The organism is Streptomyces sp. NPDC054770 (assembly GCF_053611985.1).
In genome coordinates, this window is the sequence record NZ_JBSHBL010000040.1 from 1 (window position 1) to 15,947 (window position 15,947).

The following is a 15,947-nucleotide window of genomic DNA, read 5'->3' on the forward strand; positions in this document are numbered from 1 at the left end:
CTCCGGTCCCCTGCCGGGGGCGGCGCCGGGGCCTGTCGTACGACGACCGCCGCCGTGGCGGCGGGTCGTCGTGCGGCCGTCTTGGTCATCGCGGTCAGCCCCGGGCCAGGATGCCGTTGATCTTGTCGTTGGCGTCCTTGAGGAGCTGGTCGATGTCGGCGTCCTTCTTGGTGAGGACTGCGGAGACGGTGCCGTCGAGGACGGAGTAGATCTGCTGGGCGTCCGGCGGCTCGATCTTCATCTGCAGGGACTGGTTGCCGTTCAGGAACGCCTGGTAGTTCTCCACCGGCACGTTGGCGTTGGCCTTCTTGACCGCCTGGTCCTTGGCGTCGGCGGCGCCGGTGAACAGGCGCGGCTCGGGCAGGCCGACGGGCGCGTTGTTCTTCTTGGCCCGGGCGTAGTCGCCGAGGAAGCCGTCACCGGGGGTGAGGAACATGGAGTCGAGCCACTTGAGGCCGGCCCGGATCTGGGCGGGCGTGTCCTTCTTGTTGAACATGTAGCCGTCGCCGCCGATGAGGGTGCCCTGGCCGCCGGGCATCGGGCCGAGGGCGAGGTCCTTGTAGTTGCCGCCCTTCTCCTTCACCAGGATCGGGATGTTGTCCGGTGCGGAGAGGTACATGCCGAGCTTGCCCGAACCCATCATCTGCTGGACGTCGTTGATGATGAGGAGCTGCTTGCTGCCCATCGAGTTGTCGGTCCAGCGCATGTCGTGCAGGTTCTGCAGGACCGCGTGGCCCTGGGGGGTGTCGACGGTCGCCGACTTGCCGTCGGCCGACACCACGTCGCCGCCCTGCGAGTACATCTCGGCGGTGAAGTGCCAGCCGCCCTGGTTCTGGGCGCTGTAGTCGGCGTACCCGACGGTCCCGTTGCCGAGCGCGGCGATCTTCTTGGCGTCCGCGCGGACCTCGTCCCAGGTGGTCGGCGGCTGGTCGGGGTCGAGACCGGCCTGCTGGAAGAGCTTGCGGTTGTAGATCAGGCCCATCGAGTAGCCGGTGCGCGGGATGCCGTAGACCTTGCCGTCGACGGTGTAGATGTCCCGCAGCTGCTTCTGGATGGTGTCGTAGCTCTTCAGGTCCTTGAGGTACGGCGTGAGGTCGGCCGCCTGGTTGATGTCCACGACGTGCTTGGCGTCGGTGAAGTACGTGTAGAACACGTCCTCCATCTGGCCGCCGGCGAGCTTGGCGTCGAAGGTCTTCGGGTCCTGGCAGGGGAACGCGTCGTGCGCGACGACGTCGATGTCCGGGTTCTTCTTCTCGAAGGCGGCGATGTCCTGCTCGAAGAACGACCGGTCGAGCTTGGCGCTCTTCGGCGGCTCGCAGTTGACGGTGATGCGCGTCTTGCCGCTGCCCGCGTCGTCGTCACCCGACCCGCAGGCCGAGGCGGAGAGCGCGAGCGAGGAACAGACGCCGAACGCGACGAGAGCACGGCGGAACCCGGTGCTGGACATCGGTGGACCCCCCAGAACAGGAGCAGTTGGGCGCCGCACCGGGATCGGTGGGCGCCGCACACTCAAGCACCGGCAGCACTGCCGCGCAAGATGTCGCGCAGAATCTGTAATTATTCGACAGCAGATGGGATCTACTGAGACTCAGGCTTTCGGCGCTTGCGCGGTCGACCCCCTGACAACCAGCTCCGGCTCGAACAGCAACTCCTCCGCCGGGACCACCGCACCGCCGATCTGAGCGTTCAGCAGTTCGACGGCGGCCCGGCCCATGGCCTCGATCGGCTGGCGGACGGTGGTGAGCGGGGGCTCGGTGCAGTTCATGAACGCCGAGTCGTCGTAGCCGACGACCGAGACGCGGGACGGGACGTCCAGGCCCTTGCGGCGGGCCGCCCTGATCGCCCCCAGCGCCAGCGGGTCGCTGGCGCAGATGATGCCGGTGACCCCCTGGTCGATGAGGCGCGTGGCGGCCGCGTGACCACCCTCGATCGAGAACATGGCCCGGGCCACGTTGGCGTCCGGGAGGTCCCCCAAGGTGCGCGCGGCGGCCAGCTTGCGGGCCGACGGCATGTGGTCGGCGGGGCCGAGGACGAGTCCGATCCGCTCGTGCCCCAGGGAGGCGAGGTGCCGCCAGGCCTGTTCCACCGCAACGGCGTCGTCGCAGGACACACCGGGGAAGCCGAGATGGTCGATGGCCGCGTTGACCAGCACCACCGGGATGTTGCGGTCGGCGAGCAGCCGGTAGTGGTCGTGCGGCGCGTCGGCCTGGGCGAAGAGACCGCCGGCGAACACGACACCGGAGACCTGCTGTTGCAGCAGCAACTCCACGTAGTCCGCCTCGGAGACCCCGCCCTTGGTCTGCGTGCACAGCACCGGGGTGAGGCCGAGCTGGGCCAGGGCGCCGCCGATGACCTCGGCGAACGCCGGGAAGATGGGGTTCTGCAGCTCGGGCAGGACCAGACCGACGAGTCGGGCGCGTTCACCGCGCAGCTGGGTGGGGCGCTCGTAGCCGAGCACGTCGAGGGCCGAGAGCACCGCCTGCCGGGTCGCCTCGGAGACCCCCGGCTTGCCGTTGAGCACCCGGCTGACCGTGGCCTCGCTGACCCCGACCTTTTTGGCTACTTCCGCAAGTCGTCGCGTCATGGACGCAAGCCTAGCGCAAGATTCGCAAGCTTTTTGCGTAACGCCCTAAGGTCGGGATCACACGCGGCTGGCGGTCGCCGTGTCCGCCGACAGCCTTTGCGCAACGTAGATCGGGACGACGGAGAGCAGTACGAGCACGGCCGCCACCACGTTCACCACCGGCGCCTGCTGCGGGCGGGTCATGTTGTCGAAGATCCACAGGGGCAGGGTCTGGACACCCGGACCGGCGGTGAAGGTGGTGACCACGATCTCGTCGAAGGAGAGCGCGAAGGCCAGCAGTCCGCCCGCGAGGAGCGCCGAGCGCACCAGCGGGAAGGTGACGTCGACGAAGGCGCGGAAGGTGTCGGCGCCCAGGTCGGCCGCCGCCTCCTCGTAACTGCCGGAGGTGCGGCGCAGCCGGGCGACGACGTTGTTGAAGACGATCACGACACAGAAGGTGGCGTGCCCGACGACCACGGTGAACAGGCCGAGCCCGACACCGAGCGGCTCGAGGACCGTGCTGAACGCCGAGTTGAGGGCGATGCCGGTGACGATGCCGGGCAGCGCGATCGGCAGCACGACCACGAAGGAGAGGGCGTCCCGGCCGAAGAAGCGGTACCGGGCGACGGCGAAGGCGATCAGGGTGCCGAGCACCAGGGCGATCGCGGTGGCGCCGAGCCCCGCCTTGACCGAGGTCCACAACGCCTCGCGGGCACCGGAGCTGCGCCAGGCGGCCGACCACCAGCGGGTGGTCAGGCCGGGCGGGGGCCAGCTCGCGCTGCGGTCGGGGTTGAGGGAGTTGACGAGGACGAGGAGCAGGGGGACGTAGATGACGGCGAAGCCGAGGGCGGCGGCTGCGCGGAGGGCGATACGGGCGGGCCGGGAGAGTGTCATGTGTGACATGTGACATAGCACCCTGTCGTCAGAGGCTGCTCAACGCCCCGGTCCGCCGCATCGCCAGCAGATACAGCACGATGACGACGACCGGGACGGTGGCGAGGGCGGCGGCCATGGGCAGGTTGAGTTCGATGTTGGCGTAGACGAGGTTGCCGATGAGCTGGGTCTTGCCGCCGACGATCTGCACGGTGATGTAGTCGCCGAGGCTCAGCGAGAACGTGAACACCGAGCCGGCGGCGACCGAGGGCAGCACCATCGGCAGCACCACGGACCGGAAGGTCCGCCCGGCCCGGGCGCCCAGGTCGGCCGACGCGTCGAGGAGGTTGTCGGGCAGCTGTTCCAGCGCGGTGTGGATCGGCAGGATCATGTAAGGCAGCCACAGGTAGGTCAGGGTCAGCACGGTGGCCGGCAGACCGAAGCCCGGCCCGCTCAGTCCGAAGGGCTTGAGCAGCCAGTCGGCGAGGCCGCCCTCGGACAGGATCAGCCGCCACGCGTACACCTTGACCAGGTAACTCGCCCACAGCGGCGTGAGGATGGCGACCACGAGCAGCGGGCGCCGGCTCGGCTTGGCGATCCGGGCGGTGTAGAAGGCGACCGGGAAGGCGAGCACCGCGCACAGGGCGGTCACCGCGAGGGCGACGCCGACGCTGCGCAGGATCACCTGCCGGTACACCGGGGTGGTGAACAGCTCGTGGAAGTTGTCGGTCGACCAGACCTTGACGACCTCGGAGGTGAAGGAGTCCGTCGTCCAGAACGCGGAGACGAACAGCACGGCCAGCGAGCCGAGGTAGAGCACGGCCAGCCACAGCAGCGGGGCGGTCAGCAGCAGGGCGAGGCGGAGCCGGGGGCGCCGGTGCAGCGCGCCCGCGGTCCGGGTGAGCAGGGCCATGGGTCAGCCCTTGATCTCGGTCCAGGCCTGCACCCACTTGGCGTACGGCACGCACTTGACGTCGGTGCGGCCGTCCAGGCACTGCTCGATGGGCGTGTTCCAGAAGGCGATGTTCTTCCAGTAGCTCTCGTCGGCCGCGTGGTAGGTCGCGCAGAAGTTCTTGTCGGCGGTCAGGTCGCAGGCCTTGGCGTTGGCCGGGGCCTCGCCGAAGTACTCGGCGACCTCGGCGTTGACCTTCGGGGAGACGATCCAGTTGAGCCACTGGTAGGCGCAGTTGGGGTGCTTGGCCTTGGCCGAGACCATCCAGGTGTCGGACCAGCCGGTGGAACCTTCCTTGGGTACGAAGGCCTTCACCTGGGCGCCCTCGTCGGCGGCCAGGTTCGCGATGACCTGCCAGCTGGTGCCGATGACGGAGTCGCCGCTCTTGAAGGCGGAGATCTCCTTGAGGTAGTCGCTCCAGTACTCGCCGATGTCCGCGTTCTGCTTCTTCAGCAGGGCCACGGCGGCGTCGAACTGCTTCTGATCCAGCGCGTAGGGGTCCTTGATCTTCAGCTCGGGCTTGGTGGCCTTGAGGTACAGGGCCGCGTCGGCGATGTAGATCGGCGAGTCGTACGCCGTCACATGGCCCTTGTACGTCGCCGCGTCGTCGAAGACGGCGGACCAGGAGGTGGGGGCGGGGCTGACCTTCTGGGTGTTGTACATCAGCAGGTTGGCGCCGCGGCCGTGCGGGATGCCGTACATCTGGCCCTTGACCGAGTTCCAGGCGCCGTTCTTCAGGCCGCTGAAGATGTCCTTGTAGTTCGGTACGAGCTTGGTGTTGACGGGGGCGGCGTCGCCGGAGGCGATCAGGCGCAGGGAGGCGTCGCCGGAGGCGGAGACGGCGTCGTACTGGCCGGTCTTCATCAGCTTGACCATCTCGTCGGAGCTGGCCGCGACCTTGGAGTTGACCTTGCAGCCGGTCTGCTTCTCGAAGTCGGTGACCCAGTCCACCTTGGGGTCGTCGGAGCCGTCCTCGACGTAGCCGGCCCAGGCGATCAGGTTGACCTCGCCCTCGGACTTGCCGAGCTTGGCGAGGGGTTTGAGGTCGGGCGGGTTGAGGCCGGTCGAGGAGCCGGAGCCGGAGGAGCCGCAGGCGGTGGCGGCCAGCAGCAGCGCCGCGAAGGCGGCCGCGGTGAGAGGACGGGTGAGGCGCACGACGTACTCCATGGCGTGAGGGACGGCGGATCCGGACGTGAGGGACGGCGGGTCAGTCGGGGACGTGGACGGTGTGCCGGCGCTGCCAGCGCAGCCGGACTCGGGTGCCGCGGTAGGCGGCGACGTCCTCGGCGGAGGTGTCGAGGTTCTGCTGGAGCGCGGTGAGCCGGCCGCCGCCGTCCAGGTCGACCAGGAAGCGGGTGGCGTCGCCGAGGTAGACCACCTCGGCGACGGTGCCGACGGCGGTGGCGTGGCCTTCCTCGTCCGGGTCGGCGGTCTCCTTCAGGACCCGGATCTTCTCGGGCCGGATGCTGTGGGTGCCGCTCTCGCCGAGGACGCGCACGGCGGCCTCGCCGGTGAGCAGGTTGGAGGTGCCGACGAAGGAGGCGACGAAGGAGGTGGCGGGGCGTTCGTAGATCTCGGCGGGGGTGCCGACCTGTTCGATGCGGCCCTGGTGGAAGACGGCGACGCGGTCGCTCATGGTCAGGGCCTCCTCCTGGTCGTGGGTGACGAAGACGAAGGTGATGCCGACCTCGCGTTGCAGGGCCTTGAGTTCGATCTGCATCTGTTCGCGCAGTTTGAGGTCGAGGGCGCCGAGGGGTTCGTCGAGGAGCAGGACGCGGGGGCGTCCGACGAGGGCGCGGGCCAGGGCGACGCGCTGCCGCTGGCCGCCGGAGAGCTGGGAGGGGCGGCGGCCGCCGAAGCCTTCGAGGCGGACCTCGGCGAGGGCCTTGCGGGCCCGGACCAGGCGTTCGGCCTTGGGGATCCGGCGGACCTTGAGGGAGTAGGCGACGTTCTGCTCGACGGTCATGTGCGGGAACAGGGCGTAGTCCTGGAAGACGGTGTGCACGTCCCGTTCGAAGGGGGCGCGGCGGGTGACGTCCTGTCCGGCGAGTTCGATCGTGCCCGAGGTGGGGCTCTCGAAGCCGGCGACCATGCGCAGGACGGTGGTCTTGCCGGAGCCGGAGGGGCCGAGCATCGAGAAGAACTCGCCGTCCCTGATCTCCAGGTCGACCCCGGCCACGGCGGTCGTGTCGCCGAACGACTTCCGCAGATCCCGCAACCGGATCGCACTGGCCTCCATGGGCGGGAACCTTTCTGCCGCTCTCTTGCGTTGCACCTGGTGACCGGAAAGATATGAAGTCATAGTTCAAAGCTCAAGACCCTTCTGAGGTAAAGCTTGGGTCAACGCATAGGGTGGTGGGCCGTGAGACAGCAGCAGACGGACGGCGGCGCCCGAAAGGCCGTCTTCGCCCCGGTGGACAGCGGGGCCCGGGTCACCGCCGTGGTCCGCCGGATCGGCGACGCCATCGAGCTCGGCCTGCTCGCCGACGGTGAGCAGCTGCCCGGCGAGACCGAGCTGGCCGGGCAGCTCGGGGTGTCCACGGTGACCCTGCGGGAGGCGCTGATGGCGCTGCGCCAGCAGGGCCTGGTGGTCACCCGCCGGGGCCGCGGCGGCGGCAGCTTCGTCTCCTCCCCCGAGGTGCCCGACCGGGAGCGGCTCACGGAGCGGCTGTGCGGTTGGAGCCCCGAGGAGCTGCGCGACCTCGGCGACCACTGGGCGGCCCTGTCCGGCACCGCGGCCCACCTCGCCGCGCAGCGCACCGAGGACCACGACCTCGACCAGCTCCGCCGGACCACCGAGGAGCTGCGCGGGGCCCCGGACGCGGCGGCCCGCAGCCGGGTGTACGGCCGCTTCCACGTGGAGCTGGCCGCCGCCGCCCAGTCGGCCCGGCTCACCCGGGAACAGGTCGCGCTGCAGACGGAGGTCGGGGCGCTGCTGTGCCTTGTGCTCGGTGACGACGAATATCGTGAAGAGGTGGCGGACCGTCACCGGTCCGTAATCTCCGCCGTGCAGGATGGGGCGCACGCATCGGCCAGGGAGCTGGCCGAACGGTGCGTACGGGACTCGACGGCACGGCTCATCGCCCTGCGGCTGGCCCTGTAGCCGCGCCGCGCCCGCTCCCCCGTCCGCTGGAGGGCACCATGAGCCGCAGCACCGTCCCCTCCGGTCCGGTGACGGCCACGCTCGACGCCGCCGAGGAGTATGTGGCCGAGCGGGTCGGCCATGCCCTGGAGGCCGTGTTCGACGCCGTCGCGGCCACCCGTGCCGACACGGCCGCGCTGCTGGCCCGGGTGGCCGCCGAGGACCGCCGGCCGGTGACCGCCGACCTCGCCGCACTGCGCCCCGGCCTCCATCTGCGCCTGACCCGGCAGGAGTTGGTCTCCGGTGTCGGGTTCGTGGCCGCGCCCGGGGTGCTGGCCGACGTCCCGGCCTGGCTGGAGTGGTGGCAGAGCGACGCCGGCGGGGACGTACGGCCGCTGCTCCTCGACCTGGACCCGCGCACCTCGGCCTACTCGGACTACACGCACTGGGATTGGTTCGCGCTGCCCCGGGACACCGGGCGGCGGGCGGTGGCCGGGCCGTACGTGGACTACCTCTGCTCGGACGAGTACAGCCTCACGCTGTCCGCGCCCGTGGAGGTGGGCGGCCGGTTCCTGGGCGTGGCCGCCGCCGACGTGTATCTGCGGCACTTCGAGACGGCCGCGCTGCCACTGCTGCGCTCGCTGCCCGGACCGGCGCGGCTGGTCAACGCCCGCGGCCGGGTGGCGGCGTCGGCGGACCCGGCGCAGCTGGCCGGTTCGCTGGTGAAGGGGCCGGACTTCGCGGCGGTCCTGGAGAGCGGGCGGCCGGGCGCGTTCGGCGGGATGCGGCTGGTGCCGTGCCGGGGCGTGCCGCTGGTCCTGGTCGTGGCCGGGGGATGAGCCGGGACGGAGCGACGCCGGCGTCCGGCCCGGCGCCGTCGGCGACCTGAACGCCGGCGGTGCCGGGTCAGCCTTCGGGAACCGGGACGACGGTCAGATGGGCACCCAGGCCGCCGGGCCGGCGGGAGCGGCGCGGGGCGGCTGCGGGGCGCGGGGCGGCGCGCAGCACCAGGGTGTAACGCGCGTAGCCCATGTCCTGAAGGGTCTTGGGCGTTTCGCCGACGACCCGGCACTCGGTGGTGCCCAGCAGCGGGTCCGGGTGCAGCAGCAGCCGGACGGCCCCGTCGAGCTGGGCGCCGTCCTCGCCGACCACGCGCAGCCAGTGCGGCAGGCCCTGCCGGAAGGCGGCCTCCATGAGGGGATCCTGGGCGATCTCCCGGCGGATCGACTGGAGTTCGTGGTCGTGGCCGTAGCACTCCAGGGTGGTCTTGAACTGTGCCAGCATCGGCAGGCACCAGCCCGCCTCGTGGGCGCCGAGAATCGTTCCGGCATCCGGGTGGAACAGGACGAAACGCAGGAAGTTGTCCCCGGGCATCGCGGTGGGATGCGGGGCGACCGCCCGGAAAAGTGTCTCGAACGCGCCGTTGGCGAGCACGACGTCCCAGCGGTGGTCCACCACCAGGGACGGGAAGGGGACCGCGTCCAGGAGTAACGCGTAGTCCTGGAGATACGCCTGGGCCTCCAGGCCCTCGGGGACGGGCCGCGGCGCCGGCCGCCGCCCACCTGCCTGATATGCCATCGGGAGGTCACCCCTCTTGCCTATGCGGCCTTCTCGCGGCGATGTGATCCTGCTGCCCCACCCTGAGTCATGTCAACTATCGTGGCATTTCATGCCTGTTGACGTCCGAAATTGGCCACAGTTGTGGCGAGACCTGGATGTGAGTTCGAACGACCCGCTAATCTCCGGGAGGTTCCCTGCCGGTGCCGGGAAGTTCGCGGCGCCGCTTGTGAGAAGCCCCTGATTCCCCTGAGAGACGTAGGAGTTCTGTCGGTGACGGATGGCTACGAGGATCCGGGCGCCACGGCGACCGCCCAGCTGCCGGCCGCCGTCGCCCGCGTCACCGCGCTCGCCGACCGGCTCGGCGTCCCGCACGCCGAGGTCTTCCACGTCGGACGGCTCTCCTTCGCCTGCGGTGTCCCCGAGCCCGTGGTCCGGGCCCTGCTGACCGGCCTCCCGGCGGGCGAGCCCGATGTCCAGGCCCGCTTCCTGCAACGCCTCGGCCTGCTGCGCCGGACCCGGCTCAAGCCGAACGGCCGCAAGCACACCCAGCAGGAGATCGCCGACGGCGCGGGCATGTCCCGGCAGCAGGCCGGCGCCCTGATCAACGGTGACCGGCGGCCGACCATGGAGCACTGCGACGCCCTCCAGCGCTACTTCCGCGTGCACGCGGGCTTCCTCACCGCCGAGGACCCCGAGGCCCTCGCCGGTGCCCTCCAGCGCGTCGAGCAGGAGCTGCTGCAGAAGCTGGCCGACCGGGAGCGGGCCGCGGCCGAGGCGGTGGAGGACCCGCTGGAGCGGCTGCTCCAGGACCACGGGGTGCGCGGTATCGCCTGGCGGGCCGCCCAGCTGCCCACCGACCAGCACCGGGACAAGGTCGCGGAGTGGCTGGACATGCTCCTGGAGAGCGTCAAGCGGCCCGAGTCGTGAGCCGAGAGTCGTGAGCCGAGGGAGAAGAGTGAGCATCGGCAGGGACATGCGCCGGCTGAGCGGTGAGCTGGTCGGGGAGCTGACCCTGCCCGCGCCCGCCCCGCCGCAGGAGCTGTACCGGGCGCTGTGCGACGCGCTGAGCCGCCGCCGCGGCCGCCCCGTGCAGTTCCGTACGGCCGTCTTCCCGCCCGGCACGGCCAGCGGGCTCTGGCTCGACCTGGCCGACCGCGACCTGGTCGTCGTCGAGGAACGCACCGTGCCCGACCACCAGTTGGTGATCCTCGGCCACGAGCTGTGGCACATGCACGCCGAGCACTGCGGCCATGACATGGACGGGGTCGGCGTGGCCGCGCGGCTCCTCGGCGCGGCCACCGGCACCGGCTCGGGTACCGGCACCGAGGCCGACCAGGCCGCGCTCCAGGCGGCCGTCCAGCGGGTGGCCGCCCGCACCCGCTTCGACCGGGCCGAGGAACGGGACGCGGAGACCTTCGGACTGCTGCTGGCCAGCAAGTGCCGGACCTGGCTCGCCGGTTCGGCGCTGCGCGGCCCGGTGCGACGGCACGACGTGGCGGGCCGCATCGAGGCGTCGCTGGGGTACCTGGGGAAGTGAGCCCGGTCCGGCCGGGCGTCCGCTGAGTGGGCGAACCGGAGTGTGGTCGGACGGCGTTGTCAGTGGCGGACGGCAAGCTGGGGGGTGCGCACCGCATGCCCGGTGTGCCCGCGCCGTCCGGGCGCGTGACCACGACGACCGACGGGGAGAGCCGACCGATGCACACCGCCGTACTGACCGACCGTGAACGCGCCGCCGTCCAGGCCTATCTGCGGCTGCTGCACACCGTCCGCGCGGCCTTCGACGGACCGCCCGAAGGACCTCGCCCCCTCGTGGTGCCGCCGGCCGTGCTCGCCGAGGCCGAGGAGGCCCTGGCCGGGGCCGGACTGGCGGGCAACGAGGAGGCGTTCTTCCGGCTGCTGCACGACTGGTGCCCACCCACCTGAGCCGGCGCGGCGCGTCAGGGGTGCGGCACGACCACGGCCGAGGTGAGCATGCCGTGCCCCACGCTCCAGCGGCCCTCGAAGACCTCCAGCCGCCGCCCGCCGACCTCCGGGCCGGGGACCAGGAGACGGGCGCGCAGGACGCCGTGCGGCCGCTCACCGGGCTCCGGGACGAGCTCGATGTCGGCCTCCATGAAGTCCAGCCACTTCCCGGTGAGGGGGAACCACGCCTTGTAGACGGATTCCTTGGCGCTGAACAGCAGGCGGTCCCAGTGCACGCCGGGCCGCTCGGCCGCGAGCCGCGCGAGCCGCTGCTGCTCGGCGGGCAGCAGCACGGACTCGGCGACGCCCTCGGGGAGCGCGGCGTGCGGTTCGGCGTCGATGCCGAGGGAGGCCAGGTCGGTGGCGCGGACCAGGGCGGCGGCGCAGTAGCCCTCGCAGTGGGTCATGCTGCCGATCAGCCCGTCCGGCCAGCGCGGGGCGCCGCGCTCGCCGCTCACGATCGGCTGCGGCGGGACCCCGAGCTTCTCCATGGCGCGCCGGGCGCAGGCCCGCACGGCGGAGAACTCACGGCGCCGCTTGGGCACGGCGCGGGCGACCAGCGCCGCCTCCTCGGGGTAGAGCGGGGCCTCGCGGATCGCCTCGTCACCGAGCATCTCCACGGCCACCACCGAGTCCGGGAGCAGCTCCTCGATCACCGGTTCCGACCTCCATCGGCAGAATGCGGCGCAGCCGGCCCGGTTCCCCGGACCGCTTGCGCCACTCGCGGGGGTATCCCACGGAGACCTCTTCGAAGCGGACCCCGTCGTGCCAGGTGGTCCGGGGGATGTGCAGATGGCCGTAGACCATGGTCGCGACGCGGAACCGGCGGTGCCAGTCGGCGGTGCGGGTGGTGCCGCACCACATGGCGAACTCCGGGTACCAGAGCACGTCGGTGGGGTGCCGGTCCAGCGGGTAGTGGCCGGCCAGCACGGTCGGCAGGTCCTCGGGCAGTTCGGCGAGCCGCCGCTCGGTGGCCTCGACCCGGGCCCGGCACCAGTCCTCGCGGGTCGGGTAGGGGTCGGGGTGCAGCAGGTACTCGTCGTTGCACACGATACCGGTGCCGTGCGCGTAGGCGAGGCCCTCCTCCTTGGTGGCGCAGCCGGCCGGCAGGAAGGAGTAGTCGTACAGCAGGAACAGCGGTGCCACGACGACCGGTCCGCCGGGGCCCTCCCAGACCGGGTAGGGGTCCTCGGGGGTGACCACGCCCAGTTCCCGGCAGAGGTCGACGAGGTGGTCGTAGCGGGCGACTCCGCGCAGGGTGACCGGGTCCTTGGGGTGGGTCCACAGTTCGTGGTTGCCGGGCGCCCACAGGACTTTGCGGAAGCGGCCCGCGAGGGTCTCCAGCGTCCAGCGGACGTCGGCGACGGTCTCCGCGATGTCACCGGCGACGATCAGCCAGTCCTCGTCCGTTTCCGGACGCATCTTCTCGACGAGTTCGCGGTTCTCCGGGTACGAGATGTGCAGGTCGCTGATGGCCAGCAACTGCCCGGCACCGGCCGTGGACTCCACCCCGTACCCCTTCCGATCATGTCGTCGGCCCCCACCACAACACACTTCGGGGGCCGGGAACAAGACCACCCGTCCGACGGCCCGCCGGCCACCACCCGGCCGGTCCAGGGCCGGTCCGAAGCCGGTCCGGAGCCGGTGCGGAGCCCGTCCCGCGCCGGTCCCCCGGCCGGTTTCGGGCCGTCAAGGAAACCGGCGTGGACGGTGCAGGAAAACGCGCGTGGACAGGGCGGGGAAATCCGTAACACTGGCGTTGCACGCGGGGCCCCTTGAAAGCCGTATGATCCCCCCAACACCACCGCCACGAACTTCCCTTCGTCCAGGGCGGTTTGGTGACCCTCCAACCACCCTGCCCGGGCACGGGCCCGCTGACCCCTGCCCAAAAACCCCGAAAGGCGGCTTTAATGCGCTCTCGCGTACGCGTCTGGCTCAACCGCACGTACGCGGAGAACGTGTTCTTCATGGATCAGCTGCGGAGAAATCCCAGCGACCGGGCGGTCGAGATCCATGCGACGCACGGTGACGCCGACTCCCCCGTGCTGGCCGCCGCCGACACCGCCGACCTGGAGCCGGAGGGCCTGTCCCCGGCCGCATACGTCGAGTACGCCCTCGACCAGTGCCAGCGCCGTGGCATCGATGTCTTCGTGCCCCGGCTGCACCAGTCGGCGATCGTGGCCCACCGGGCCGACTTCGAGGCGATCGGCACGGCCCTGCTGGCGCCGACGCCGGAGGCGACCGCCGTCTTCGAGGACAAGGCGACCGCGTACGAGGCGGTGAGCTCGGTGGGCGTCCCGGTGCCGCCGTGGTCGCGGGTCCGCACGGCGGACGAACTCGTCGCCGCGGTCGAGGAGTTGGAGGCCGGCGGCCACAAGGCCTGCTTCAAGCCGGCGGCCGGTGCGGGTGGCGTGGGCTTCCGCGTGATCACACGCGCCCCCTTCTCGCTGTTTCACCTCAACGGATTCCCCGGACCGTATGTCCAGCTCGACCTGGTCGTGGACGCGCTGCGCCGCGCCGACCAGCCGGTGGACTGGCTGGTGATGCCGCGGCTGGAGGAGCCGGAGGTGTCCGTCGACTGCCTCACCGGGCCCGACAACCGGGTCCGGCTGGCCGTGGGCCGCACCAAGAAGGGCCGCCGGCGCGGGTTCACCCTCGACGAGCAGTGGCTGAAGCCGGCGCGGATCATCGCCGAGGGCTTCGGGCTGCACTACCTCTCCAACATCCAGTTCCGGATGTACGGCGACCAGCCCGTGCTGCTCGACGTCAACACGCGGCCGGCGGGCGGGTTGCACCAGCTGTCGCTCTGCGGGGTCAACGCGCCTTGGGCGGCCGTGCAGTTGGCGCTGGGCGAGGACCCCGGGGTGATCGAGCCGCCGTTCCTTGGGCAGGACTACGCGGTGGTGTCGGGGCCGCGGCATGTGCTGCCGGCCGGGCCGGTGGCCCGGGAGGAGGCCGAAGAGGTGGTGTTGCCGGCGCCGGTGGCTGCGCCTGTTGCCGTGGGTTCAGTCGACGCTGCGGCTGCGGTGTTGCCGCTCTAGGTTGTCGGCCGGGTGCGGCGCCGTCGTGGTTGCTCGCGCCCACGCGGCGGAGCCGCAAATCAAACACAGCCCCGCGCCCCTTTCGGGGCACCTCGACTCACCGGTATGGACCAATTCACGTTCTTCTCCTTGACAGACGGATTGGTCCATACCAACTTTGTTGCGCACCCCCTTGCACCTTCGTGCAACTCCCGAACACCCCCATTCCTTCAGGGAGATCGCGTGCGCAACTCGTTCAGACGTTCCAGACGTCGGATATTCGCCCTGCTCGGATCCGCCGCTCTCGCACTCGCCGGGGCCATCGCGTTGCCCGGTACCGCGCAGGCGGCGAACATCCTGTCCAACCCCGGCTTCGAGTCGGGGAGTCTCTCGCCGTGGTCCTGCTCGGGGAACCTCGGCTCGGTCGTGTCCTCCCCCGTGCACGGCGGCTCCAAGGCGCTCGCGGGGGCCGTGAGTTCCAGTGACACCGCCCAGTGCACGCAGACCGTCGCCGTGCAGCCCAACACCACGTACTCGCTGAGCAGCTGGGTCCGCGGCTCGTACGTGTACCTCGGGGTGACCGGCGGGGCGTCCACCTGGACGTCCTCGGCCTCCCAGTACAGCCAGCTGACGGTCTCCTTCACCACCGGGGCCTCGCAGACCAGTGCGCAGATCTATGTCCACGGGTGGTACGCCCAGGGGACGTACTACGCCGACGACTTCAGCCTCGACGGGCCCGGCGGCAGCTCCGACACGCAGGCGCCCACCGCGCCCACGAACCTCACCTCCACCGGGAAGACCTCGTCGAGCGTCTCCCTGTCCTGGTCGGCCGCGACGGACAACGTCGGAGTGACGGCGTACGACGTCTACAGCGGGTCGAGCCAGGTGACGAGCGTCTCCGGGACCTCCGCCACGGTGAGCGGGCTGGCGGCCAGTACCGCGTACACCTTCACGGTGAAGGCGCGGGACGCGGCCGGGAACGTGTCGGCGGCCTCCAACTCCGTGTCCGTGACGACGAGCGCGGGCAGCGGTGGCGGGAGCGGCTTCAAACAGGCCGCGCCCTACCTCTTCGAGGGCTGGGGGGATCCGCCGAGCCCCTCCACCGTGATGAGTGCGACCGGCATCAAGAACTTCACCATGGCCTTCGTCCTTGACTCGGGCGGCTGCACGCCGGCCTGGGACGGCAGCCGGGCGCTGACCGGCGGTGTCGACCAGACCGCGATCAACCAGATCAAGGCGGCCGGCGGCGATGTCACCCCGTCCTTCGGCGGCTGGCAGGGCAGCAAGCTCGGCGCCAACTGCTCCTCCGCGAGCGCGCTGGCCGGGGCGATCCAGAAGGTGATCGACGCCTACGGTCTCAAATCCGTCGACATGGACATCGAGAACACCGACGAGTTCGAGAACGAGGCAGTGCAGGCGAAGATCCTGACCGCCCTGAAGACGGTCAAGGCCAACAACGCCGGCCTGAAGACGATCGTCACCTTCGGGACGTCCACCACCGGACCGACGTACTACGGCAACCGGCTGATCGAGCAGGCTCAGTCGATCGGCGCCGACATCGACGTCTTCACGATCATGCCGTTCGACTTCGGTGGCGGTTCGGACATGTACGGCAACACCGTGAGCGCGGCCGAGGGGCTGAAGACCAAGCTGAAGTCCACGTTCGGCTGGGACGACGCCACGGCCTACGCGCACATCGGGATCTCCGGCATGAACGGGCTGTCGGACCAGCAGGAGACGACGACCCCGGCGATCTGGACGCAGATCCGTGACTGGGGGAACTCGCACCACATCGCCCGGCTGGCGTTCTGGGCGGTCAACCGGGACCGCGGCTGCGCGGGCGGCGGCGTGGTGAGCAACTGCTCCGGGATCAGCCAGAGCAACTGGCAGTTCACCTCGATCACGGCCGGCTTCACCGGCTGACGATCGGCAGCG

At 70.8% G+C, this 15,947-nt stretch carries 16 protein-coding genes; 7 read left to right on the forward strand and 9 right to left on the reverse strand.

Annotated elements, in window-relative coordinates; translation table 11 throughout:
- Positions 1-94 precede the first annotated feature (94 nt).
- The 6 genes from ACWGKQ_RS29950 to ACWGKQ_RS29975 all read right to left on the reverse strand — a co-directional run bounded on the left by ACWGKQ_RS29950 (position 95) and on the right by ACWGKQ_RS29975 (position 6,627).
- Positions 95-1,447, reverse strand: coding sequence for an ABC transporter substrate-binding protein (locus tag ACWGKQ_RS29950; RefSeq protein WP_453295115.1), 1,353 nt, complete (start codon positions 1,445-1,447; stop codon positions 95-97).
- 141 nt (positions 1,448-1,588) lie between these two features.
- Entirely contained in the window at positions 1,589-2,584 is a 996-nt protein-coding gene (locus tag ACWGKQ_RS29955) for a LacI family DNA-binding transcriptional regulator (RefSeq protein WP_453295116.1), read from the reverse strand.
- A 57-nt stretch (positions 2,585-2,641) separates the two neighbouring features.
- Positions 2,642-3,457 (reverse strand): ABC transporter permease, encoded by an 816-nt coding sequence (locus ACWGKQ_RS29960; RefSeq protein ID WP_453295193.1) that lies wholly within the window; start codon positions 3,455-3,457, stop codon positions 2,642-2,644.
- A 28-nt stretch (positions 3,458-3,485) separates the two neighbouring features.
- Positions 3,486-4,349: an ABC transporter permease gene (locus ACWGKQ_RS29965; protein WP_453295117.1), complete on the reverse strand. Its 864-nt coding sequence runs from the start codon at positions 4,347-4,349 to the stop codon at positions 3,486-3,488.
- A 3-nt stretch (positions 4,350-4,352) separates the two neighbouring features.
- The gene (locus ACWGKQ_RS29970) at positions 4,353-5,555 is read right to left on the reverse strand and encodes an ABC transporter substrate-binding protein (protein WP_453295118.1); all 1,203 of its coding nucleotides are present in this window, start codon (positions 5,553-5,555) and stop codon (positions 4,353-4,355) included.
- Between the two features lie 40 nt (positions 5,556-5,595).
- Positions 5,596-6,627 (reverse strand): ABC transporter ATP-binding protein, encoded by a 1,032-nt coding sequence (locus ACWGKQ_RS29975; RefSeq protein WP_453295119.1) that lies wholly within the window; start codon positions 6,625-6,627, stop codon positions 5,596-5,598.
- A 123-nt stretch (positions 6,628-6,750) separates the two neighbouring features.
- Here ACWGKQ_RS29975 and ACWGKQ_RS29980 point away from each other — a divergent pair, with 123 nt between their 5' ends.
- Complete coding sequence (locus ACWGKQ_RS29980; protein WP_453295120.1) at positions 6,751-7,491, forward strand: FadR/GntR family transcriptional regulator; 741 nt, start codon at positions 6,751-6,753, stop codon at positions 7,489-7,491.
- A 38-nt stretch (positions 7,492-7,529) separates the two neighbouring features.
- Positions 7,530-8,309 carry a cache domain-containing protein gene (locus ACWGKQ_RS29985; protein ID WP_453295121.1) on the forward strand — a complete coding sequence of 260 codons (780 nt, stop codon included), beginning with the start codon at positions 7,530-7,532 and terminating at the stop codon, positions 8,307-8,309.
- 67 nt (positions 8,310-8,376) lie between these two features.
- Here ACWGKQ_RS29985 and ACWGKQ_RS29990 read toward each other — a convergent pair whose 3' ends face one another.
- A complete protein-coding gene (locus tag ACWGKQ_RS29990) occupies positions 8,377-9,048 on the reverse strand; it encodes an MmyB family transcriptional regulator (RefSeq protein WP_453295122.1) in 672 nt (223 codons plus the stop codon).
- A gap of 252 nt (positions 9,049-9,300) precedes the next feature.
- Here ACWGKQ_RS29990 and ACWGKQ_RS29995 point away from each other — a divergent pair, with 252 nt between their 5' ends.
- The 3 genes from ACWGKQ_RS29995 to ACWGKQ_RS30005 all read left to right on the forward strand — a co-directional run bounded on the left by ACWGKQ_RS29995 (position 9,301) and on the right by ACWGKQ_RS30005 (position 10,953).
- Complete coding sequence (locus ACWGKQ_RS29995; RefSeq protein WP_453295123.1) at positions 9,301-9,957, forward strand: helix-turn-helix domain-containing protein; 657 nt, start codon at positions 9,301-9,303, stop codon at positions 9,955-9,957.
- Between the two features lie 46 nt (positions 9,958-10,003).
- Positions 10,004-10,567: a toxin-antitoxin system, toxin component gene (locus ACWGKQ_RS30000; RefSeq protein WP_453295194.1), complete on the forward strand. Its 564-nt coding sequence runs from the start codon at positions 10,004-10,006 to the stop codon at positions 10,565-10,567.
- Positions 10,568-10,725: 158 nt separating this feature from the next.
- Positions 10,726-10,953 (forward strand): hypothetical protein, encoded by a 228-nt coding sequence (locus tag ACWGKQ_RS30005; RefSeq protein ID WP_453295195.1) that lies wholly within the window; start codon positions 10,726-10,728, stop codon positions 10,951-10,953.
- A gap of 14 nt (positions 10,954-10,967) precedes the next feature.
- On the opposite strand, the gene ACWGKQ_RS30010 is transcribed toward ACWGKQ_RS30005, so the two are convergent.
- Positions 10,968-11,648 carry a 4'-phosphopantetheinyl transferase family protein gene (locus tag ACWGKQ_RS30010; protein WP_453295124.1) on the reverse strand — a complete coding sequence of 227 codons (681 nt, stop codon included), beginning with the start codon at positions 11,646-11,648 and terminating at the stop codon, positions 10,968-10,970.
- Positions 11,596-12,501: a metallophosphoesterase family protein gene (locus ACWGKQ_RS30015; protein ID WP_453295125.1), complete on the reverse strand. Its 906-nt coding sequence runs from the start codon at positions 12,499-12,501 to the stop codon at positions 11,596-11,598. The genes ACWGKQ_RS30010 and ACWGKQ_RS30015 overlap by 53 nt, the downstream gene beginning before the upstream one ends.
- A 401-nt stretch (positions 12,502-12,902) precedes the next feature.
- On the opposite strand from ACWGKQ_RS30015, the gene ACWGKQ_RS30020 reads away from it, so the two are divergent.
- Positions 12,903-14,033, forward strand: a complete 1,131-nt coding sequence (locus tag ACWGKQ_RS30020) for an ATP-grasp domain-containing protein (protein WP_453295126.1) — start codon at positions 12,903-12,905, stop codon at positions 14,031-14,033.
- 222 nt (positions 14,034-14,255) lie between these two features.
- The gene (locus ACWGKQ_RS30025) at positions 14,256-15,935 is read left to right on the forward strand and encodes a carbohydrate binding domain-containing protein (protein WP_453295127.1); all 1,680 of its coding nucleotides are present in this window, start codon (positions 14,256-14,258) and stop codon (positions 15,933-15,935) included.
- The last annotated feature ends 12 nt before the right edge of the window (positions 15,936-15,947 follow it).

Coding starts and splice junctions, on each gene's coding strand:
- ACWGKQ_RS29950 (WP_453295115.1), bottom strand. CDS start 1,447: ATGTCCAGCACCGGGTTCCGCCGTGCTCTCGTCGCGTTCGGCGTCTGT.
- ACWGKQ_RS29955 (WP_453295116.1), bottom strand. CDS start 2,584: ATGACGCGACGACTTGCGGAAGTAGCCAAAAAGGTCGGGGTCAGCGAG.
- ACWGKQ_RS29960 (WP_453295193.1), bottom strand. CDS start 3,457: ATGACACTCTCCCGGCCCGCCCGTATCGCCCTCCGCGCAGCCGCCGCC.
- ACWGKQ_RS29965 (WP_453295117.1), bottom strand. CDS start 4,349: ATGGCCCTGCTCACCCGGACCGCGGGCGCGCTGCACCGGCGCCCCCGG.
- ACWGKQ_RS29970 (WP_453295118.1), bottom strand. CDS start 5,555: ATGGAGTACGTCGTGCGCCTCACCCGTCCTCTCACCGCGGCCGCCTTC.
- ACWGKQ_RS29975 (WP_453295119.1), bottom strand. CDS start 6,627: ATGGAGGCCAGTGCGATCCGGTTGCGGGATCTGCGGAAGTCGTTCGGC.
- ACWGKQ_RS29985 (WP_453295121.1), top strand. CDS start 7,530: ATGAGCCGCAGCACCGTCCCCTCCGGTCCGGTGACGGCCACGCTCGAC.
- ACWGKQ_RS29990 (WP_453295122.1), bottom strand. CDS start 9,048: ATGGCATATCAGGCAGGTGGGCGGCGGCCGGCGCCGCGGCCCGTCCCC.
- ACWGKQ_RS30000 (WP_453295194.1), top strand. CDS start 10,004: ATGCGCCGGCTGAGCGGTGAGCTGGTCGGGGAGCTGACCCTGCCCGCG.
- ACWGKQ_RS30005 (WP_453295195.1), top strand. CDS start 10,726: ATGCACACCGCCGTACTGACCGACCGTGAACGCGCCGCCGTCCAGGCC.
- ACWGKQ_RS30020 (WP_453295126.1), top strand. CDS start 12,903: ATGCGCTCTCGCGTACGCGTCTGGCTCAACCGCACGTACGCGGAGAAC.